The 20604-nt window shown below is 63.4% G+C and carries 16 protein-coding genes; 6 read left to right on the forward strand and 10 right to left on the reverse strand.

Going from position 1 to position 20604, the window contains the following annotated elements:
- Positions 1 to 15: 15 nt before the first annotated feature.
- On the reverse strand, positions 16 to 1401 hold the full coding sequence (locus BAU07_RS25865; protein ID WP_066664273.1) for a glutamine synthetase family protein: 1386 nt from the start codon (positions 1399 to 1401) through the stop codon (positions 16 to 18).
- Positions 1402 to 1573: 172 nt separating this feature from the next.
- On the opposite strand from BAU07_RS25865, the gene BAU07_RS25870 reads away from it, so the two are divergent.
- Positions 1574 to 2326, forward strand: coding sequence for a DeoR/GlpR family DNA-binding transcription regulator (locus BAU07_RS25870; protein WP_232338210.1), 753 nt, complete (start codon positions 1574 to 1576; stop codon positions 2324 to 2326).
- 157 nt (positions 2327 to 2483) lie between these two features.
- On the opposite strand, the gene BAU07_RS25875 is transcribed toward BAU07_RS25870, so the two are convergent.
- The 7 genes from BAU07_RS25875 to BAU07_RS25905 form a co-directional block, all read right to left on the reverse strand.
- Positions 2484 to 3506: an asparaginase gene (locus tag BAU07_RS25875; protein ID WP_066665759.1), complete on the reverse strand. Its 1023-nt coding sequence runs from the start codon at positions 3504 to 3506 to the stop codon at positions 2484 to 2486.
- Positions 3499 to 4419, reverse strand: a complete 921-nt coding sequence (locus BAU07_RS25880; protein ID WP_066664280.1) for a ParB/RepB/Spo0J family partition protein — start codon at positions 4417 to 4419, stop codon at positions 3499 to 3501. Before BAU07_RS25880 ends, BAU07_RS25875 begins: the two co-directional genes overlap by 8 nt.
- A gap of 32 nt (positions 4420 to 4451) precedes the next feature.
- The gene (locus BAU07_RS25885) at positions 4452 to 5228 is read right to left on the reverse strand and encodes a GNAT family N-acetyltransferase (RefSeq protein WP_232338211.1); all 777 of its coding nucleotides are present in this window, start codon (positions 5226 to 5228) and stop codon (positions 4452 to 4454) included.
- A 28-nt stretch (positions 5229 to 5256) separates the two neighbouring features.
- Positions 5257 to 6057, reverse strand: coding sequence for a ParA family protein (locus BAU07_RS25890; protein WP_066664286.1), 801 nt, complete (start codon positions 6055 to 6057; stop codon positions 5257 to 5259).
- Between the two features lie 12 nt (positions 6058 to 6069).
- The gene (gene rsmG / locus BAU07_RS25895) at positions 6070 to 6744 is read right to left on the reverse strand and encodes a 16S rRNA (guanine(527)-N(7))-methyltransferase RsmG (RefSeq protein WP_066664289.1); all 675 of its coding nucleotides are present in this window, start codon (positions 6742 to 6744) and stop codon (positions 6070 to 6072) included.
- Positions 6741 to 8657 (reverse strand): tRNA uridine-5-carboxymethylaminomethyl(34) synthesis enzyme MnmG, encoded by a 1917-nt coding sequence (gene mnmG, locus BAU07_RS25900; RefSeq protein ID WP_066664293.1) that lies wholly within the window; start codon positions 8655 to 8657, stop codon positions 6741 to 6743. Before mnmG ends, rsmG begins: the two co-directional genes overlap by 4 nt.
- 2411 nt (positions 8658 to 11068) lie before the next feature.
- Complete coding sequence (locus BAU07_RS25905; RefSeq protein WP_066664296.1) at positions 11069 to 11275, reverse strand: cold-shock protein; 207 nt, start codon at positions 11273 to 11275, stop codon at positions 11069 to 11071.
- A 351-nt stretch (positions 11276 to 11626) separates the two neighbouring features.
- Here BAU07_RS25905 and BAU07_RS25910 point away from each other — a divergent pair, with 351 nt between their 5' ends.
- Positions 11627 to 12793 carry a pyridoxal phosphate-dependent aminotransferase gene (locus BAU07_RS25910; protein WP_066664299.1) on the forward strand — a complete coding sequence of 389 codons (1167 nt, stop codon included), beginning with the start codon at positions 11627 to 11629 and terminating at the stop codon, positions 12791 to 12793.
- A 1280-nt stretch (positions 12794 to 14073) separates the two neighbouring features.
- Here BAU07_RS25910 and BAU07_RS25915 read toward each other — a convergent pair.
- Entirely contained in the window at positions 14074 to 14532 is a 459-nt protein-coding gene (locus tag BAU07_RS25915; protein ID WP_066664302.1) for a MarR family winged helix-turn-helix transcriptional regulator, read from the reverse strand.
- Positions 14533 to 14754: 222 nt separating this feature from the next.
- Between BAU07_RS25915 and BAU07_RS25920 the strand changes: the two genes are divergently transcribed.
- Together BAU07_RS25920 and BAU07_RS25925 are read left to right on the forward strand one after the other, a co-directional pair.
- Complete coding sequence (locus tag BAU07_RS25920; RefSeq protein ID WP_066664305.1) at positions 14755 to 16164, forward strand: MATE family efflux transporter; 1410 nt, start codon at positions 14755 to 14757, stop codon at positions 16162 to 16164.
- A 166-nt stretch (positions 16165 to 16330) separates the two neighbouring features.
- Complete coding sequence (locus BAU07_RS25925; protein ID WP_066665760.1) at positions 16331 to 17011, forward strand: nitroreductase; 681 nt, start codon at positions 16331 to 16333, stop codon at positions 17009 to 17011.
- A gap of 22 nt (positions 17012 to 17033) precedes the next feature.
- Here the strand turns inward: BAU07_RS25925 and BAU07_RS25930 are convergent, their stop codons facing one another.
- The gene (locus tag BAU07_RS25930; protein WP_066664309.1) at positions 17034 to 18236 is read right to left on the reverse strand and encodes an MFS transporter; all 1203 of its coding nucleotides are present in this window, start codon (positions 18234 to 18236) and stop codon (positions 17034 to 17036) included.
- Between the two features lie 81 nt (positions 18237 to 18317).
- Between BAU07_RS25930 and BAU07_RS25935 the strand changes: the two genes are divergently transcribed.
- Complete coding sequence (locus BAU07_RS25935) at positions 18318 to 19325, forward strand: AraC family transcriptional regulator (protein WP_066664313.1); 1008 nt, start codon at positions 18318 to 18320, stop codon at positions 19323 to 19325.
- 129 nt (positions 19326 to 19454) lie between these two features.
- On the forward strand, positions 19455 to 20603 hold the full coding sequence (locus tag BAU07_RS25940; protein WP_066664316.1) for a winged helix-turn-helix domain-containing protein: 1149 nt from the start codon (positions 19455 to 19457) through the stop codon (positions 20601 to 20603).
- Position 20604: the final 1 nt, after the last annotated feature.

Below are 20604 nucleotides of genomic sequence, written 5' to 3' on the forward strand. Positions count from 1 at the left end.
TGCAATGACGTCGAGTCAGATGATCTCGAAATAGCGCGCCAGTTCCCAGTCGGTCACATGGCGGCGGAACATGCGTTCTTCCCATTCGCGCGTGGCGGCGTAGTGCTCCACGAAGGCATCGCCGAACAGCCCGCGCGCGGCCTCGGACCCCTTCAGGCGCTGGGCCGCTTCCCACAAAGTGGTCGGCAGCTTGAGCGCCTCGGGAAAGCGCTGCTCGTAAGCGTTGCCCTGTACAGGCTGCTCCGGGCGCAAATCCTTTTCGATGCCATACAAGCCGGACGCCAGTGCGGCCGCGAGCGCGAGATAGGGATTGGCGTCGGCCGATCCGATGCGTACTTCGACGCGCTGCGATTTGTCCGTGCCGGGAATGAGCCGTATGGCGGTCGTGCGGTTTTCCACGCCCCAGGTCGCGTCCAGTGGCGCCCAGAACCCCGGCACGAGCCGCGAGTAGCTATTGATGGTCTGCGCGTACATCGCCATGAATTCCGGCATATAACGCTGCACGCCGGCCAGGAAGGCCGCTTGCGTGGCGCTCATCCCGTGCGGCTGCTCGGCATCATGAAAAGCCGATTTCCCGGTGGCGCGATCGCGCAGCGATACATGGATATGGCCGCTCTGCCCGGAATGCCTCGGCGACCATTTCGCCATGAAGGTGGCCATCAATCCATTCTGCTGCGCCAGCGCTTTCGCAAAGGTCTTGAACAGGAATCCCTTGTCCGCCGCGGCGGCCGCGCCGTCCACACCGAGCGCGGCCTCGAGTACGCCGGGGCCGGTCTCGGTATGCAGCCCTTCGATCGGCATGTCCATGCGTTCGCAGAGATCCAGCAATTGCCGATAGAAGTCGCCGTTGACGGTGCTGCGCAGCATGGAATAGCCGAAGTTGCCTTCGGTCCAGGTCTGCAGGTTGCGATAGCCTTTCTCGCGCACCGATTGCGGCGTTTCCCGGAACATGAAGAATTCATACTCGAGCGCGGCGAAGGCGTCGTAACCCATGCCCTGCGCGCGGTCGATGACGCGATGAAGCAGTCGGCGCGGACAGACTTCAGCGGCCGGACCCGTGAAATCAGCGAGGAAGAGCAGCATGTCCTGCCCGCCGGGGCCTTTTTCCAATGGCAACCGCCGGCAGGAAGCGGGATCGATCTGCACCTGGGCATCCGGATAGGCAGTATGCCAGCCGGTGTACTTGCCGTTGTCGTAAAGCTGGTCGTCGATATCCCAGCCGAAAACTACGTCGCAGAACGCCAGACCCGACGTCAGCGCGGAAAGGAACTTATCCTTGCGCAGGTACTTGCCGAGCATCAGCCCATCGATATCCGACAAGCCCACCTTGATATGCGTCAGTGGGCTGGCCTGCACCAGCCGCGCGGCATCGTCCGCTGTTCTCACCCCTTCTGCTTGCATGGCCCGACCACCTTTACGTTGAGTCAAAACCGCTAAGCGTCGGCGGGCATGGAGCCCGGCGCGTCGTCCAATCGAGTCTAGACACCTTGGCTCAAGTTTGCAAACATAGCGCGCGACGCGGAGGCAGCGAACGACCATGTGGCAGGAAGAGCGGTACCAAAGGATAAGGAAGATGCTCGCGGCCCTGCACAGCGTGTCGACAGACCGTATCGCCAGTGAACTGGGCGTTTCTCGCGAGACGGTACGACGGGATCTCATCGCCCTGGAAGAGACGGGTGCTTTGCGCCGTACGCACGGCGGCGCGACGTCCACCGACCCGGCGGATGCGACGCCGCTGGCGCAACCGGTTTCGCTGGCGCCGCGCGGCGATGGACGTCACCCCCGCGCCATTACGCGTGCCGCGGCCGGCTTGCTGTCGAACGGGCAGACGCTGTTCATGGAAGCCGGCGACATGGCGCTGCACATGGCGGATGCGCTGACTGTGCTGCACGGCCTGACCTTGATCACCAATTCGTTCGAGGCCGCGATGCGGGTCTGCGCCAGTACGCAGCATGCCGCGCATGGCAATCGGGCCGTGGTGCTGGGCGGCGTGGCGTACGGTCCGCTGGCCGCCACGCTGGGAGACCAGGCAATCAACGAAATCCACCGCTACACCGTCGATGCGGCCCTGCTCTTCCCTAGCTGGGTGGAAGCCCGGCATGGCGCGACCCATGGCGAACTGGAACGCGCGGAAGCGGGGCGCGCCATGGCGGCCAATGCGCATCGCGTCATCGTGCTGGCCGACGATGAACGGATAGGACGCAGCGGCAGGGTTTCGTACTGCGCCGCCGATCGTGTGACCACGCTGGTGACAAACCGCAAAGCCGAGGCCACGGAAGGCTATGACGGCCTGGCGGCCGCGGTGGGCAACGTGGTACTGGCGTAGCAGCGGTCGCGAGCAGCGCGGCGCCTGTCGCTGAAGCCGGTTTGCGCGTCATCGTCGTAGCGCAGCCGATCCTCCAGGCTGAGCCTGGCATAGCGGGCTGCGAGTCATGGACCCGGCAGGGCACAGGCTGCCCGGTGCGCCGCACACGGCTTGATCGCTACTGCGCGTCGAACCAGGACTGCAGCGTCGCGCGGTCGTTGGTGGACATGAGCGCCAGCATCAGCAGTACGCGTGCTTTCTGGGGGCTTAGTGCGGCCGCGGCGATAAAGCCAAGTTCATCGTCGTCCACTTCGACGCCGCGTCCGACATATCCGCGTCCCGTGCGCGAAGCACGCACGACGGCCACGCCCCGCGCGGCTGCGTCCGCGAGCGCGCGCATCGCCGCGGCGCTGGCATTGCCGTTGCCGACGCCGGCCAGCACCACGCCCTGGTAACGAGCCGCCATGAATTCGGCCACGTCGGCCTGCATATCGGCATGCGCATGCAGGACGCCCACGCGCGGCCATTGCGCGGGCTCTGCCAATGGCATGCGCGGCCGCGCTCCCCATACGCCGCCGTGCGAACGCGGCGGTTGGTAGAACAGCGGCATGTCACCTTCCATGACCCCCGCAATGCCACGATCGGGCGAAGCAAAGGCGGCCAGGCCCGAGGCCGCGATTTTTTGCACGCGGAGGGCGTCATGAATGTGTTCGTTCATCAGGACAAGCGCGCCGCGATCGCGTGCACTGGCATGTCCGGCCAGTGCCACGGCGGCGTACAGATTGGCCGGACCGTCGGCCCCCAACGCGGTGGCGGGTCGCATGGCGCCCGTCAGGACCAAGGGCTTGCCTGGAGGAATGACAAGGTCGAGGAAATACGCCGTCTCTTCGATCGTATCGGTACCGTGGGTGATCACGATACCGTCGACCTGTTCGTCTTCGCACAACGCCGCCACGCGCGTTGCCAGGGCATGCCATATATCGTGTCGCATGTCCTGGCTGCCCACGCTGGCGATCTGCTCGGCTTGCAAGGTGGCGATCGCCGCCAATCCCGGCACGGCCGCCAGCAGCTGGTCGATGCCGAAGGCCCCGGCGGCATAGCTCGTACCGTCGCCCGGCGTCGACGTGCCGGCAATGGTGCCGCCGGTTGCCAGAACGGCGATGCGCGGCAGGCGCGATGCGGTGCGTTCTGCCTCAGGCATCATCCAATACGCCCGACAGCCCCTGCTTTTCCAGCAAGGCGTTCAGGTGTTCCCAACCGTGGAAGTCGATGATGATCTGCCCGCGTTCGCGTGCGCCCACCTTCAGGCTCACCCGTGTGCCAAGAAAATCCGACATGGCTTCCTCCAGCCGCGCGACGTCGCGCGAGCCGTTCAGGCCTTTCTTGCTGCGCAGCGTGGTTTCGCTTTCCTTGGCGGTCTTGGTCACCAGCTTTTCCGCATCGCGCACCGAAAGTCGCTTGGCGATGATCTGGTTTGCCAGCTGTATCTGCGTGGCGCCGTCCACCGCCAGCAATGCCCTGGCGTGCCCCATGTCGATGTCGCCAGCCAGCAGCATTGTTTGCACGGCCGGTGCAAGATTGAGCAGACGCAGCAGATTGCTGGTCGCCGAGCGCGATCGCCCGATCGCCTGCGCCGCCTGCTCATGGGTCAGGCCGAACTCATCCAACAGCCGGCGGACGCCCTGCGCCTCTTCGAGCGGGTTCAGGTCTTCGCGCTGGATGTTCTCGATGAGCGCCATCACGGCGGCTTTCTCATCGGGAACATCGCGCACGAGCACGGGAACCTCTTTCAGCCCGGCGAGCTGCGCCGCCCGGAAACGGCGTTCACCCGCGATGATTTCATATTGGCCGGAGGCGTTGTCGCCCAGTGCCCGCACCAGGATGGGCTGCATGATGCCCTGCGTGCGTATGGACTCTGCCAGTTCGTTCAGCGCGCCCTCGTCCATGCGGGTGCGCGGCTGGTATTTGCCGGCGCGCATCCTGGATACCGGCAGGACATTGGGCGGACCGTCCTCTTTCGGCGCGGACTTGCCCAGCGTTTCGATGGCGGGCATATCCGCGCCCAGCAGCGCGTCCAGTCCGCGTCCCAGTCCTTTCGGTTTCTTGGTGGCCATATATAGTTTCCCAGCGTGCCCTTGCGGGCCGCTCAGTTATGTTGATGCGTCCGATACCAGTACGCGTACTGATCGACGAAACCCAGCGTCGCGTACAGCGACCGTGCTGCCGTATTGGCGTATTCGACTTGCAGGTAGGCGGTACGCGCGCCGGCGTCGCGGCCGATGCCCAGGAGCCGGTCCGCCAACTGGCGCGCATAGCCGCGCCGCCGTACGTTTTCGCGCACCACCACGTCGAATATGCCGACGAGATCGCCGTCCATCACCGCCATGCCCGCAGCCACGCAGGCACCCGTTTCGTCGCTTGCCAGCAGACGGACGCAGGGCACGGCAATAGAGGCGAGACGCTGCGCATGCTCGGCGACATGCTCGGGCGCATAGTCGCGCAACGTCCCTGTTACCCGCGCGAACCGCGCGGGATCGGCTTGTTCGTATCGTAGCGTCTGACGCGCCGGAGCGGGAGCGGGCTGCGGCAGGGACTGGGCCATGACGCAGGTTTCGTCGGTGCGTTGGAATCCGCGTGCCGCGAGTTGGCCGTCCAAGGCGTCATCGGGTCCGGCCGAAGTCAGCCTGAAGATGAGCGGCTGCGCGGCGCGCGCATAGACGCCCGCGCAGAAGCGCAGCTTTTCGTCCAGCTCGCGTCGGGCAGGGCCGATCACATTGATGCTGCGCGCCCGCCGGGCCTTGGCCGGGGCCCACCGTACCAGCCAGCCGTCATAGAGCATCTGCTCGCGCACCACGGTCGCGTTCAGCGCGGCTTCCTCGACACGAGCCGACAAGGCTGCCGCGGCCAAGGAGACGGATTCCATCTTCGCCGATGCGTGGCTCTGCATGGCTTCAGTCGGCCAACGCCTTGACCCGTTCGATCATCTCCGCGCCGAACGAAATATAAGCCTGTGCGCCGCGCGATGTGCGGTCGTACACCACGCCCGGCATCCCGTAGCTAGGCGCCTCGGCCAGACGCACATTGCGCGGCACGACCGTGGCGAACACCTTGTCGCCGAAATGCGCTTCCAGCTGTGCCGAAACCTGCTGCTGCAGCGTCATGCGCGGATCGAACATCACGCGCAGCAAACCGATGACGCGCAGCTGCGGATTGATGTTGTGATGCACGCGCTTGATGGTATTGACCAGGTCGGATAATCCTTCGAGGGCGAAGTATTCGCACTGCATGGGAATGATGACACCATGCGCCGCGGCCAAGCCGTTCAAGGTGAGCAACGACAGCGTTGGCGGGCAGTCGATCAGGATGAAGTCGTATTCCTCCATGACCGTTTCCAGGGCCGTCCGCAGTTGCCGTTCGCGAGCCTCCATCTGCACCAGGTCGATCTCCGCGCCCGCGAGTTCGCGGTTGGCCGGCAATACGTCATAGCCGCCCACTTCGGACCGCACACGCGCTTCGGCGATGGTGACGTCGCCGATAAGTACCTGGTAAAGATTCGATTGCAGGCCGGCCTTGTCGATGCCGCTGCCCATGGTCGCATTGCCTTGCGGATCCAGGTCCACCAGCAGTACGCGCTTGTCGTGCGTGGCCAGGCCCGCCGCCAGGTTGATGGCGGTAGTGGTTTTGCCGACACCGCCCTTCTGGTTCGCGATGCAAAAAACACGGGCGGATTTGCGGGGCACTGTTTGGTTCATGGATTTCCTTGACTACGCGCCGGCGCGGCGCATCCAGACGAGGCATCGCTGCGCGTCCAGCTCGGGCACGTCTATGGGGTCTATCCGGGCGACTTGCCACCGGCCCGCGGCATGCAGCTGGGCGATCTCGTCGTCCGGAACCTTGCCCTTCAGGGCGACGAGGGTACCATCTGGCGCCACGTGCTGTCCTGCCAGGCGGGCGAAGTCGTCCAGCGCGGCGAATGCGCGCGAGGTGACGACATTGCAGCCCCCTGGCGGCAATTGTTCCACCCGTGCGTGTTCGGCCGTGAGATTGCGCAACTTGAGGGTCGCGGCAGCCTGCCGTATGAAGGCGGTTTTCTTGTCCACGGCGTCGATGCAGGTCACCTCCCACTCGGGCCGCATGATCGCCAGGATCACACCGGGCAGCCCGGCGCCCGCCCCGATATCGTAGAGCCGGCCCTGGGCCGGCATGGCGGCATCCAGCGGGTTCACCACGGCCAGGCTGTCGAAGACATGTTGCACCAGCATCTGGCCGGCGTCGCGTATGGCGGTGAGGTTGTACGTGCGGTTCCAGCGCTGCAACAGCGCAAGGTAGGCCAACAGCTTGTCGGCCTGATCGTTCGTGACGGCGAGCGACAGCGCCGCGCACGCACGCCGAAGCCGCGCGTCCTCGGGGCCGTGGGGCGGGGCCTGCTGCGGCTTCATGCCGCGCGTTTGCGCGAGCCGTAGTGCAGGCGCTTGAGATGTATGAGGAGCAAGGAAATCGCTGCAGGCGTGATGCCCGATATCCGCGCCGCCTGCCCTATGGTTCCGGGCCGATGGGTCTTGAGCTTCTGCCGCACTTCGAAAGACAGGCTCAGGACCGTGTCGTAGTCCAGGTCGTCGGGAATGGCCTGGCTTTCGTGTGCCATGTGCTTCTGCACTTCGTCCTGCTGGCGGGCGATGTAGCCGGCGTATTTCACCTGGATTTCGACCTGCTGAGCCGCCTCGGGGTCGTCCAGGCCCGGACCGGCGACGGGTGTGCCATCCGGCAGCGCGGCGTCCATCAGGGAACGATAACTCACGTTGGGACGCTTCAACAGGTCCGCTAGTGAGTACTCACGCTCTATCTGCTGGCCCAGTAGCGGCTCCGCAACTTCCGGAGGTAGAACGCGTGGCGTGACCCACGTCGCGCGCAAGCGCTGGATTTCGTTTTCAACGATATCGCGCTTGCGTTCGAAAGCTTCCCAACGCCTATCATCGACCAAGCCTAATTTGCGGCCGATTTCAGTCAAACGCATATCTGCATTGTCTTCGCGCAGACTCAACCGATACTCCGCACGCGAGGTGAACATGCGATACGGCTCCGTCACACCCCGCGTGATCAAGTCATCGACCAATACGCCCAGGTATGCCTCATCGCGCCGCGGTGTCCAGCCTTCGCGGTCCAGGGCGGCAAGTCCGGCATTCAGCCCTGCCAAGAGGCCCTGGGCGGCGGCTTCCTCGTAACCGGTAGTTCCGTTGATCTGTCCAGCGAAGTAAAGACCGGAAATCGCGCGCGTTTCGAGCGACGTACGTAATCCACGTGGATCGAAGTAGTCATATTCGATGGCATAGCCGGGACGCAGAATATGTGCGTGCTCCAGGCCGGGCAAGGAATGGATGAGATCGAGCTGTACGTCGAACGGCAGGCTGGTGGAAACGCCGTTGGGATAGACCTCGTGGGTATCCAGCCCTTCCGGTTCGAGGAAAACCTGGTGTGACGCCTTATCCGCGAATCGATGAATCTTGTCCTCGATCGACGGACAATAGCGCGGACCGACACCCTCGATAACGCCGCTATACATCGGCGAACGGTCCAGGCCGCCGAGAATGATCTCGTGGGTGCGGGCATTGGTATGGGTGATCCAGCAAGGCAGTTGCCGAGGATGCAGTGCCGCGCTACCCATGAACGAAAATACCGGAACCGGATCGAGGTCGCCAGGCTGCTCCTCCAATACGCTGTAGTCGATGGTTCGGCCATCGATACGGGGCGGGGTGCCCGTCTTCAGGCGACCCTGCGGCAGCTTCAGCTCTTTGAGTCTTTGTCCCAGCGAGGTGGCGGGAGGATCTCCGGCACGGCCAGCCGAGTAGTTTTGCAGGCCCACATGGATCAACCCGTTCAGGAAAGTTCCGGCCGTGAGCACGACCTTGCGTGCGCGGAATCGGAGACCGATCTGGGTGACCGCACCGACCACGCGGTCTCCTTCCACCATCAGGTCATCCACGGCTTGTTGGAATATCCACAGGTTCGGTTGATTTTCGAGCCTGGAACGTATGGCCTTCCGGTATAGAACACGGTCGGCCTGCGCACGCGTCGCCCGTACCGCTGGACCCTTGGAGGCATTCAATATGCGGAACTGGATTCCCGCCTCATCCGTGGCCAGCGCCATCGCGCCACCCAGGGCATCTATTTCCTTGACCAGATGTCCCTTGCCAATACCCCCGATGGAGGGATTGCAGGACATCTGTCCCAGGGTCTCGATGTTGTGGGTAAGCAAGAGAGTGCGGGCGCCGATGCGCGCGGACGCCAGGGCTGCCTCGGTGCCGGCGTGGCCACCGCCCACCACAATGACGTCGAACTCGCGGGGATAATCCATGGGATATGCAGGAAAAAGAGCTTGAGTCGGGATTATAAAGGTTGGCCGGCACACGGGTGTTTCACGTGAAACAGCGAGGGGTCGGATGTTGGTAATTCAGCAATAGCTTGAACCGAGCACGATGTTCCACGTGAAACATCGCCCTTGAGCATTGCCGAGCCCAGTGCGCCGCCGGCTGCCAAACGCGCGCCCTCACAGCGAGCGGCAAAGGCATGAAACCTGGCCGGAGTGACGCCGGCGGAAAGCGCTAAGCAGTGTATGGCCATTGGGGGCCTTACCCCACCATATCATCGCATCGCATATGGAGACTACGTATCCAGAGACAAGACGTACGTTGCTTCGGATTGCCGTCCCAAGGTCACCTCGGGCGTTCGGTCAGCACTTCCGTACGACGACTGCATGTACCTGGTCAAAGAATGGAGGCGGGCGCTCCATCCCGTCTCCGTGAAGACTCTCCCTCCGAAATCACCAGAGGCGTACGAGCCTGAGCACGCCATGGTGGTAGCCGTGGCTCCTTAAGGCACTGCTCGGTGTCGGCTAACGGCGGTGCAACGGGAAATGTTCTCTCAGTCAGGCTGCGATTGCCGCCATTGCTCAGCGCCACGGTGGGCCGACTGCGAGACAGCTTCTGCCACTGGGCTTGATGTTCCACGTGGAACAGGCCGGCCACCTGTAGACAAAGGCTCTGCAAGAACGATGCTCTGACGCCACATTCAATAACAGTGGCATTGTTTCACGTGGAACGTACCAACCGCTGCAAGGCCACCTCAATTCAACGACCTGACACGGCTCCGGAGAACGCCTACCAGCCGTGGAACCGGCACCACTGAATTTGCTATGTGACCCGCCGGGCATAGCCGCGGTGTGGAGGTGGATCGTCCAGAGAGGGGCGGGATACTCCGGCAGCATCCAGGCAATTCGCAGCCCAAAGCAACAACCCCACCAAGGCATACACGCAAGACCATAGACAGTCGACTTTTCTTGAAAGGCCAACCGCAGCGGTTTCGGCGAAGGCCGGGGCGAACGCCGCCTTGCGACCGTTGCGGGTGTGGCAAGCAGGTCCATTCGAGGCCAATTCCAACCCCGAACAGGCTATACGCGGCCGACGACGAGCGTGGTCCCAAGCCCAAGGCCAAGGAGAGTATTTCTCGTAACCCAGCTGAAAGATAAGGGATTGCAGGTCTCCGCCTTGCAGCACCGCTGTATACGAAACCGTGGCGAGTATGGTCGGATCCTCTGACGGCCAAGGTTCGCATCGCGCAGGCACGGGGAGCTACTGAGGATTCTCCGATCGGGCCATGGCCACAGAAACTACAGTTGTTCGCGTATGCCCCAAGCTCCTAAACAATGCTCCGGCACGCACGCTCGCCGTTTTCGAGCCAGGAAGGTTAAGAGAGCACGCTCCGCAGTGTGTAGTTCGAAACTCTGCAGACTTCGAACGATACCTTGCCGCTTCGGAAGAACGCGCTGTCTCGCTGCGTCGCCGCCCAGCCGGCGGTACGATTCAGTGGAGACGGACATGGGGTGCCGGGTAGTACCCCGGACGCCGGCTCAACCGTCGTGGTCAGCCAGCTTCCAATAGGCAGGTCCCGAACGCCTCAACGATAGCATTCCATCACGAATCACATCACGCGCTGCAAGCTTCGGGCGACCAACCTCGCCTTGGCACTGAAATCACGGGCCGCACACCCGCACGACGCTAGCTTGATTCTTCGCCGGCGCCTGACCCCAGGATCTACGCGCAAAGCAAGGCGTGCGTCAATTCGATCAGACCTGTCGGGATGGGAAACGTTCCACGTGAAACCCTCTCACACCTTAGCCCTAGGACGCACGGCCTACAGATGGGCATCCCGCCACAGAGCGGATGTCGAGCGTGTTGCCCGATTGCCGCGCGTCGCGACATATATCAGCCCCTGGGGCGCACCCGGTACTACCGAAGAGGGGATATATCCACAGGCACGCCGCTTCTCTCATATGAGAATCGCAGGACGCCAGAAACTGGGGATAGAGTTGTGAACAACATTCGCCCAGCCGCTCGCTACGCAGCGAGCATCCCGTGTGGAGCAGCCTGTAAGGGCATGCCAAAACTACAATAAAACGCCCGTTCACCGCGGCAGTTTTACAAGGGAGATATAAGAACTACGCGTCCACGAGCGGGCGGGTCATCACCGGTGCAAACGCGATGCTAAGTAATGTCAAGCGGTGCTGTGTATAACCTTCGGGGGGCGAGGCCGACATCAAGGGCGTCGCCCTGATCTGGCCATCCCAGACGCACGGTTTTCCCATACTGTCCAGTGATTATCCACAGAATTATCCAAGGCCAAACAGAACGCCCCAATAGCCGGGCAGGGCCACTGGGGCGGAAAGGGCGGCGTCTGCCACCCGAGCAATAACGGTATAGGTTTAAGCGCTTAGAGCGGCCGGATTTCGGCGGCTTGCGGACCTTTGGGGCCGTCCTTCACTTCGAACTCCACATCCTGGCCTTCGTTCAAGCTACGGTATCCGCGCCCCTGGATTGCCGAGAAATGCGCGAAGACGTCGACGCCACCGGCCTCGGGGGTAATAAACCCATAACCCTTATCGGCGTTGAACCACTTCACCTTGCCCTTCTGAACCATTTGTATAGCGTCCTATAAAAACACAAAGCTATGCGCGGTGTGATTCAAGGACGCTGAGGCGAACCGTGTGGGGATCCACAGTGCCCAGCAACGCGGTGCGAGCCGGTGGTCTGAAGCGAAACGAGACAGCGCTGACTTGAATACAACAGCGAAAAGAGCATACTCAGCCGCCGATCCGCGGACAAATAGTTGTTTACCCGTATGTCGTTTTTTTTTAACTTGGCTCACAAGTTTGCGTCGATAACGTTACGTCCCTAATTAATCGGGTGCATGGGCAGACATGGCACGACAGCAGGGCACAGGATGGTGGGATACTTTCACACCCTCGACCGTAAACCCTAAGCACGCAATATGATCCGCTCCAAGCTGCCTGACGTCGGTACCACTATCTTCACCGTCATGAGCCGCCTCGCGCTCGAACACAAGGCCATCAATCTGGGGCAGGGTTTTCCGGACTTCGACCCCGCTCCCGCGCTGCTTGATCTCGTTTCCAAGGCCATGGCTCAGGGGCACAACCAATACCCCTATATGCCTGGCGTGGCGCCATTGAGGCAAGCCATTGCCGCCAAGACGCGCGAACTATACGGCCACGCATACGACCCCGAAACGGAGATCACGGTCACCAGCGGCGCGACCGAAGCGCTGATGGCCACCATACTTGCCGCCGTCGACAGCGGCGACGAAGTCGTCGTCATCGAACCCTGCTACGACTCCTATTTACCGGCCATCCGTCTCGCCGGAGGCACTGCTGTGCCGGTACCGCTGCGCGCGCCCACGGCAGAGGATCCTTACTACCGTATCGATTGGCAGCGCGTGCGCGACGCCATCACGCCGAAGACGCGCCTGCTGATGCTGAATTTCCCGCATAACCCCACTGGCGTGATCCTGGGCGAAAAGGATCTGGATGCGCTGGAGAAAATCGTACGCGATACGGGAATATTGCTGGTGTCGGACGAGGTGTACGAACACATCGTGTTCGACGGCCAACCGCACGCCAGCCTGGCCCGCAGACCGTTGCTCGCCGAACACGCCTTCGTCATTTCGTCCTTTGGCAAGACTTACCACACCACCGGATGGAAGATCGGCTATTGCTGCGCGCCACGTCACTTGACGGCGGAACTGCGCAAGGTGCACCAGTTCATGGTGTTCACCGTGTCTTCCCCCATGCAGTTCGCATTCGCCGAATATATGCAAGACCCGCGACCGTACCTGGAGCTACCGGCTTTTTACCAAGCGAAGCGGGACCGGCTGCGCGATGGCCTCGCGTCGACGCGCTTCCGCGCGCTGCCCAGCCCCGGTACGTTCTTCATGATGGCCGACTACAGCGCGATCTCCGACCGGCCAGAGGCAGAGTTCGCGAGGTGGCTGACGACCACACACGGCGTCACGGTAATTCCCATATCGGCTTTCTATGGCGCACCCGACGCACCTGACTCCAACCACAAGCTCATCCGCTTCTGCTTTGCAAAGCGCGACGAGACATTGGACCAGGCGCTTGAACGATTGCGCAGCGTATAGCCCGCTGTATACCCGCATCCTGAGCGGCCTCAAAGGGACAGCATATAGCTGTCCCTTTTTATTTCAGGTTGGAATGGCAAGCTCGATACGGGGCTCGGACGCGGCGGACCATGGCACTGGCCCCTGTGCATAAGCGCTGGGCAGCCGGTTGTGCATAGTGTGTGGATGCGTCCGGAACAAGAGCCCGAAAACGCCGGCGCGGAGAACTTGTCCAGTTTGGTGTATCCACGAGAACAGACTTAATGCACAAGCCGTATCGAGCCTAAGCCCAAGGCCGGCCTCGCAATTTTGACGTTGTGCAGTTATCCACAGTCCTAATCATTACCACTCTTTTTATATAGAAAAGAAGAAGTGAAAAACAAGCTGGCGCGCCATCTGCCGGTTTCCCAATCACCGCAGAACGCCAATGGAGACAGGCTCCTCCTCCGAAGCAGCATCCCGACATCGCTGGACTGCCACGGTCCATCAAACAGCGCGGACAGCTCCTGGGCGCTTTTCTGGCGCCTACTCGACCCGGGACCATACAGTCCATCGGACTTCGCTGACGACGTGTCAAAGGGACGGAGAGCGCAGCGAATGGCAACGGGGACCGTGAGGCGAGCCGGAGTATTCCTGCATGACGTACCCCAAGCGATGTGCAGGAACTCCGAAGTCCGTGGCAACGACGCGCCGCTCCGAAGAACCGACCGCGCCAGCACAACACGCGTCGTCTGTCGCTCAACAGCCTCTGAGCCTCCTGGGCGGCTCCGGACGACCATCGCCTATCCGCACCCCTGTTCGGGGCTGTTCGGCCCTCCTGGGGCCGCAAAACGCTTCCTGGGGGCCGGCGTATCGGAATCTCCGCTCCCAAGAGGCGCCCGTGCGCGCCCGGGATTCGCCAATCCAAAGGCGCGCGCGCCGATGGCTTATTGATGTTTTCACGTCTTCTTTTCTATATAAAAAGACTGGTAATGGATAAGGACTGTGGACAAGTGGCATAACCCGGCAAAATCGCGCGTCATCAAGGCCTTGCGAGGTTTTTCGCATGTGTACCAACTCTGTTTGGGGGTACGCGCCACCATGAGCAACTTTCGCGCGAGGCTGCCGGGGCCGGTCTTATACCCATTGGGTCCACAGGGTGTGCACAATCCCACGTCATAGAGGCTGTCCACAGGAGGATCGCAGCGGCCGGATATGGATGGCATACCGGTTCGGCATGGATGCGCGCCGCCGCAAGCCGTGCCGAGGCCTCGTCCCGGTATACCGCGGGAACGACAACCGCCATCGAGGCTGAGGCGGAATCAGCCCTGGTTGAATACTTCGGCGAACTCGTCGGAAAAAATATCGGCCAGCGCGACCCGCAGGGCCGCGGCACGCTCGACGCCATACGCGGCTTCGAAGCGGTCCTGTGCCAGGCGCCAGAGCCGAGTCGCTTCGGCCAGCTTGCTGCGCCCTTTGGCGGTCAACTGTACGCGCCGGCTGCGCCCGTCATGTTCGTCGCGGATTTGCACCACATAGCCGTCGCGTTCCAGTGGCTTGAGGTTATGCGCGAGCGCCGACCGGTCCAGTACCATGGCATGCGCCAGTTCCGTCATAGTCGGCATGCCGGCACGTTCTATGTGCAGCAGGATGGAACGCTGCGAGACGCGCAGGCCGGAGGGCGCCAGCACGTTGTCATAGAGCTGCGTGACCCGCCGCGTTGCCTTGCGCAGCGCGGCGCCATTGCAAACCCCGGGATCTTTGGAATCGGATTTTGGCATGTCGGTTCGATGGCAGGCGCACCAGCGCGGATACCTGACCGGGTGTACGGGCCGTGTGCATCATTCTAGCCCCCCACTGCATTGACCCTGCAGGCCCATGGGGGTACATTGGCCAATATAGTTGCATATGCCAATATTCCGGCGGCCGGCCGCTGCTTCTCCATGTCCCCCACTTCCCCCGTCGAAGCTTTACCCCTCGTAGCCAACCCGCGGCTGCGTGCAATGCTCGAAGCACCGGTGGCGTCCACCCTGGTTCGCTTGAGCTGGCCGAATATGCTGATGATGCTGGCGCAGTCCTCCACCGGCCTGATCGAAACGTGGTTTCTCGCGAAGCTCGGCACGGATGTGCTGGCGGGCGTCGCGGTGGTGATACCGGTGCTGATGCTGATGCAGAACATGTCGCAGGGCGCCATGGGTGGAGGTATATCGTCGGCCATCGCCCGCGCGCTGGGCGGCGGACGGCAGCGCGAGGCGGATGCGATGGCGCGCCATGCCGTGGTGCTGAATGCGGCCATCGGGCTGGTGTTCACGCTGCTTATCCTGGTGTTCGGCCGGTCTTTGTTCCGATTGCTTGGCGCCGAAGGCGTGGCGCTGGAGGCCGCGACCGCATACGGGCACGTGATATTCGCGGGCCTGGTGCTGATGTGGGTCATGAACGCGTTGGCCAGCATCGTACGAGGCACCGGCAACATGCTGGTGCCCGGAGCGGTGATATGTGGAGGCGCGTTCCTGCTTATCCCCGTGTCCCCCTGCCTGATATTCGGGATAGGGCCGATGCCGCCGATGGGCGTGGTCGGAGGGGCATGGGCGCTGCTGCTCTACTACGCGGCGGGCGTCGCCATCCTCGGCGGCTACTGCCTGAGCGGCCGTAACGCAGCCCGGCTGGTCGCGGGCAGGATCCAATGGTCCTCGATGCGGGGCATCCTGGCGGTGGGTGGCTTCGCCTGCCTGAACCCCGTCCTGACCAATACCCTGATCGCCGTGACGGCCGCGCTGGTCGGCGCCTACGGCGGTACCGCGGCATTGGCCGGCTACGCCACCGCGGCGCGTCTGGAATATCTCCTGATGCCGCTGGCTTTCGGCCTGGGCGCGCCGATGGTGGCGATGGTAGGAGCCAATATCGGCGCCGGGCAAACGGAACGGGCTCGACGCATTGCACTCGTGGGCGGCGCCATGGCTTTCGTGCTCGCGGAAGCGGTGGGGATCATCGCCGCGACCTGGCCGTATGCCTGGCTGCGTTTGTTCGGCACCGATGAACATCTGCTCCTAGCCGGGGCCACCTACCTGCGCATAGTCGGGCCGTTCTATGGTTTCTTCGCGCTGGGGTTTTCCTTGTACTTCGCCTCGCAGGGGGCAGGACGCCTGAAGTGGCCCTTGCTGGCGGGCGGCGCGCGGTTGTTCGTGTACGTCGGCCTGGGCGGTGCGGTGTTGTCGGTAACGCGCTCGCTACCCGCGTTCTATGTGACCGGCGCGGTGGCCATGGTGCTGTATGGCGGCATCGTCGCCTGGTCCGTTGTGGCGCGCACCTGGTTCAAGGCGGGATCGCGTTCGGCGAAGGTTGCGTCGGTGTCGCCGGGGTCATCGAAGAGGACCGGACAGCAGGCCGGCGCGGATACCCAGGCGCGTGGATAGTACGGGGACAGGCGCGTTTCAGGGTCGCATCCCAGGCAAATCCATCGCGGGGGGGAAGGCGATGCGCGAGCCGGCCGCGACCGGGCGCATAATGTTTTCCGCCCCACCCAACGCCATCCGTCGCCAGCCGGATGGGTTGGGCATCACACCGCAGGAGGAGCAGCGCATGGATGTCCCGCACCACATCGTCGACGAAGCGATTCGGTCGCGCCGCAGCGTGCGCGGCTTTCTGCCGACACCGGTGCCCATGGAGACTGTGAAGGAGATCCTGTCGGTTGCATCGCACGCACCCAGCGGCAGCAATATCCAGCCGTGGAAGGTGCATGTCATTACCGGGCGCACGCGCGAGGAACTGTCGGCGGCGTTATTGCAGGCACACGCGCGCCGGGAACCGGAGCTGCGCGAGTATGAGTACTATCCCGTGCGATGGCGCAGCCCGTACATCGAACGGCGGCGGCAGACCGGTTGGGGCCTATACCAGACGGTGGGTGTCGCCAAGGGAGACCGGGAAGGCTCGGCACGCCAGCATGCGCGCAACTATGTTTTCTTCGGCGCGCCGGTGGTGTTGATGTTCTGCATCGACAACGATCTGGAGAAAGGAAGTTGGCTCGACTTCGGCATGTTCGTGCAGAACATCATGATATCGGCGCGCGGACACGGCCTGCATACTTGTCCACAGGCCGCTTTGGCCAACTATCCCGAAATCGTCAAGTCGCGCCTGAATATCGGTCCGGACCAGACCCTGGTGTGCGGCATGTCCATGGGTTACGAAGATCCCGACTGCGTGGCCAACCGGTTCCGGCCGCCACGCATCGGTCTGGACGACTTCGTGACTTACCACGACTGAGCCGTGGCGTTGCCAGCGCCGGTCAGGCGGGGGCAGGAATCGCGCGCGGCCGCAGCGCGACGAGAATCATCAAGGTCGCCAGCAGCAGGGCCAGCCCGCTGGTGGCGAATACACCCCCGGCTCCGCTGACGTCGAAGATCGCGCCCCCCACCGCCGCACCCAGGGTAATGGCCAGTTGGACCGCCGCGACGATCAGGCCGCCGGCGCTCTCCGCCTCGTCAGGCACGGTACGCGTGATCCAGGTCGACCATCCCACCGGTATCGTGCCGAAGGCGAATCCCCACAGCGCGACCATGGCGGCGTCCGCGAGCGGCGAACTGCCCATGGCGACCAGTCCCAGGCCCAGTACACCCATGAGCAGGGGCATCAGGGCCAGCGTCAGGCGCAGATTGCGCTCCAGCATCAGCCCGGCCACCGACGTGCCGAGGAAGTTGGCCGCGCCGAAGCCCAGCAGGATGGCCGAAAGCGTGCTGACGCCCACGCCGGTCACCGTCTCCAGGAATGGCCGCAGGTACGTGAAGAACGCGAAATGGCCAGTGAACACGACGATGACGGCGAGCATGCCGAAGCCGATCCCTGGACGCCGCAGCACCTGAACCAGCGTGCCCAGACGAGTCAGCCCGCTGGGCGCCATTCGCGGCAGGGTGAGCAGTTGCGATACCAGCGACACCACGCCCAATACGGCGGCAAGCAGGAAGACGTTGCGCCAGCCGATATGCGCGCCGAGGTAGCTTCCCACCGGCGCGGCGACGATGGTGGCGGCCGAGACTCCGGTGAAGATAATGGACAAGGCGCGCGGGACCATCGGCTCCGGCACCAGGCGCATGGCCGTGGCTGCCGACATCGTCCAGAAGCCGCCGATGGCAACGCCGAGCAGGACGCGGCCCAGCAGGAGGGCACCGAGGTTGGGCGCGACCGCGACCAGCACGTTCGAGCAGATCAGCAGCACGGAGAACGCCAGGAGCAGATAGCGGCGGTCCATGCGCCGGGTAACGGTGGCGATGAGCAGGCTTGTGACCAGCGCCACGGCCGCCGTCGCCGTCACGGCCTGCCCAGCCAGGCCTTCGGTAATTTTGAGGTCGGCAGCCATGGGCGTCAGCAGGCTGGCGGGCAGGAACTCTGCCGTGACCAACCCGAACACGCCCAGCGCCATGGAGAAGACCGCGCCCCACGCCGGCCGCGCGTGACCGGGACCTGCCGCGGTGTTCCCTGTGTCTTGATGCATCGGTATTCCTTTACGAGAAAACTTTCATAAGTGCGCAGGATAGGCTAGAGTTTCCGGACGATCCATGCCATGGAGTCCGGAATGTTTGATCGAACGTCCGAATCGCCGGCACAATGCCCGAACGAACCGGCGATGGGCGACCTGGTGAGCGAGCTGCTGCTGGGAATGCGCCTGTTCGGCGTCCAATATCGCCGCGTACAGATGCCGCCCCCTTTTGGCGTGCGCTTCGGTGCGGCGCAGGGGCGCGCGCAATTCCATTTTGTCGCACAAGGGCCCGTCTATCTGCGAACGGCAAGCGGTGCGATGCATGCCCTTCAGGCTGGCGATGCGGTTCTGCTGCCGCATGGGCGGGCGCATGAGCTCCTGTCCTGGCCCGACATCGCCACCCGCGATATCGCGACCTTCGAAACGCTGAAGCTTTGCGAGACCGTGTGCGCGGTGGTGGGCAGCGGCCGGGCCAGCGGTCCGCGCGACCCGTTGATATTCAGCGGCTGCATGGAGTTCGACCTGGGCGGCATGCATCCCCTGGTGGCCCTGATGCCGGAAGTCATGCTGGCCGGCACGCTGCTGGACCGATACCCGGAAATCCTGCCCATGCTCGAAGCCATGGCGCGCGAAGCGCGCGACGAGCGTGCTGGCTACGCGGGCATACTCGCGCGCCTCGCCGACGTGGTGTCCGCCTTCATCGTGCGCGGCTGGGCCGAATGTGGCTGCGGCGATGCGGCCGGCTGGGTCGAGGCCCTGCGCGACCCGCGCCTGGGCCGCGTCATCGTCGCCCTGCATCGGGAGCCGGGCCGCAACTGGACGGTGGCCGATCTGGCGGAAAGAATGGGCAGTTCGCGCTCCGTCTTCGCCGAACGTTTCCTGGCGGTGACCGGCATGACCCCGCTGCGCTACCTGACCGAACTGCGCATGCGGCTGGCGGCGCAATGGATACGGGATGGGCGCGTGTCGATCGAAGCCGCCGCCGAGCGCCTCGGTTATGGATCGCAGGCTGCGTTCAGCCGCGCCTTCAAGCGCGTCATGGGACATCCGCCCGGCGCCGTGCGGGTGGCGTCGAGCGCGACGCGCGAGGCGCAGGCCGCATGACGAGTGCCTGCCGTCGAAGCGTAAATTCCGACTTTGCGACTGGCCGGAGCGCGGTGGCGGCCCGGATACCGGCCCGCCCGCACGCCTGCCTGATATAGACCGGACACCTTGGCGAAAAGGAACAGCACCGTGGCTCACAGTGCCATTGCGATTTCCCCCGCACACGCGCGGGCCATCTGGCTGCGCGCGCAGGGGCTCGATTCGGAAGCGTCTTTCGGCGACGGCCCCGCCGCCGTGAACCGCGTGGTGGAACACCTGGGTTATGTGCAGATCGACACGATCAATGTGATAGAGCGCAGCCACCATCACATCCTGTATACGCGCATTCCTGCATACCGGAGAGCCGACCTGGAGCAGGCGCAGTCGGTGGACAAGTCGGTATTCGAGTATTGGACCCATGCGCTGGCCTACGTGCCGATCTCGGCCTACCGCTATTTCGTTCCGGCAATGGACCGCATGCGCAGGCAGCCGCATCAGGGGTACGCCTCCATCGACGCCAAGGACTACCGTGGCCTGCTGCGGCGCATCCGCGATGAAGGCCCGTTGTCCATCCGCGATATCGACGACGACGTCCTGGTGGAAAAGACCCATCCTTGGGACAGCCGCAAGCCTTCACGGCGCATCATGCGTTTCGGCTTCTTCTGCGGCGACCTTGCGGTCAGCAAGCGCGTCGGCATGGTGAAGGCCTACGACTTGAGCAGGCGACACTTCGGATGGCGTACCCGTCCACGGCCGGCCACGGAATCCCAGTACGCCGCCTATCTGCTTGCGCGCGCGATGCGCGCGCAAGGCATCGTCAGCGTCGATTCCATCTGCTACGGCGACGTGGGCTTCAAGAAGCAGGTGCTGGCCTTGTGCGAAGCCGCGGCCAGGCGCAAGCGCTTGCTGCCCGTGACCATACAGGGCAGCGAGCAGATACGCCATTGGGCCGATCCCGGTTTGCTCGATACGGTCGACGCTTCGGCGCCGGATCACGCGCGCGTGCACATCCTGTCGCCCTTCGATCCGCTGATCATCCAGCGCAAGCGGCTGAAAATGATGTTCGGCTATGAACACCGGTTCGAGGCCTACGTGCCGCCGGAAAAGCGGGTGCTGGGGTATTTCGCGCTGCCGGTACTGGCCGACGGCGAGATCGTCGCGGCGGTGGATTTGAAGATGGACAGGCAGGCGGGGAAGTTGTTGGAAAAGAAGTGGACGTGGTGCGTCCGGCCAAGGGCCGGACTGAAGGCACGCATCGATGATGCCTTGCAGGCGTTCGAGCGGTTCCACTGCACGTAGG

It is taken from the genome of Bordetella flabilis (genome assembly GCF_001676725.1).
In the GTDB taxonomy this organism is placed as follows: domain Bacteria; phylum Pseudomonadota; class Gammaproteobacteria; order Burkholderiales; family Burkholderiaceae_B; genus Bordetella_C; species Bordetella_C flabilis.

Excerpts from the sequence above, each read along its gene's own strand:
- BAU07_RS25865 (WP_066664273.1), bottom strand. The coding sequence starts at position 1,401 with ATGCAAGCAGAAGGGGTGAGAACAGCGGACGATGCCGCGCGGCTGGTG.
- BAU07_RS25870 (WP_232338210.1), top strand. The coding sequence starts at position 1,574 with ATGCTCGCGGCCCTGCACAGCGTGTCGACAGACCGTATCGCCAGTGAA.
- BAU07_RS25875 (WP_066665759.1), bottom strand. The coding sequence starts at position 3,506 with ATGCCTGAGGCAGAACGCACCGCATCGCGCCTGCCGCGCATCGCCGTT.
- BAU07_RS25880 (WP_066664280.1), bottom strand. The coding sequence starts at position 4,419 with ATGGCCACCAAGAAACCGAAAGGACTGGGACGCGGACTGGACGCGCTG.
- BAU07_RS25885 (WP_232338211.1), bottom strand. The coding sequence starts at position 5,228 with ATGGAATCCGTCTCCTTGGCCGCGGCAGCCTTGTCGGCTCGTGTCGAG.
- BAU07_RS25890 (WP_066664286.1), bottom strand. The coding sequence starts at position 6,057 with ATGAACCAAACAGTGCCCCGCAAATCCGCCCGTGTTTTTTGCATCGCG.
- rsmG (WP_066664289.1), bottom strand. The coding sequence starts at position 6,744 with ATGAAGCCGCAGCAGGCCCCGCCCCACGGCCCCGAGGACGCGCGGCTT.
- mnmG (WP_066664293.1), bottom strand. The coding sequence starts at position 8,657 with ATGGATTATCCCCGCGAGTTCGACGTCATTGTGGTGGGCGGTGGCCAC.
- BAU07_RS25905 (WP_066664296.1), bottom strand. The coding sequence starts at position 11,275 with ATGGTTCAGAAGGGCAAGGTGAAGTGGTTCAACGCCGATAAGGGTTAT.
- BAU07_RS25910 (WP_066664299.1), top strand. The coding sequence starts at position 11,627 with ATGATCCGCTCCAAGCTGCCTGACGTCGGTACCACTATCTTCACCGTC.
- BAU07_RS25915 (WP_066664302.1), bottom strand. The coding sequence starts at position 14,532 with ATGCCAAAATCCGATTCCAAAGATCCCGGGGTTTGCAATGGCGCCGCG.
- BAU07_RS25920 (WP_066664305.1), top strand. The coding sequence starts at position 14,755 with ATGCTCGAAGCACCGGTGGCGTCCACCCTGGTTCGCTTGAGCTGGCCG.
- BAU07_RS25925 (WP_066665760.1), top strand. The coding sequence starts at position 16,331 with ATGGATGTCCCGCACCACATCGTCGACGAAGCGATTCGGTCGCGCCGC.
- BAU07_RS25930 (WP_066664309.1), bottom strand. The coding sequence starts at position 18,236 with ATGCATCAAGACACAGGGAACACCGCGGCAGGTCCCGGTCACGCGCGG.
- BAU07_RS25935 (WP_066664313.1), top strand. The coding sequence starts at position 18,318 with ATGTTTGATCGAACGTCCGAATCGCCGGCACAATGCCCGAACGAACCG.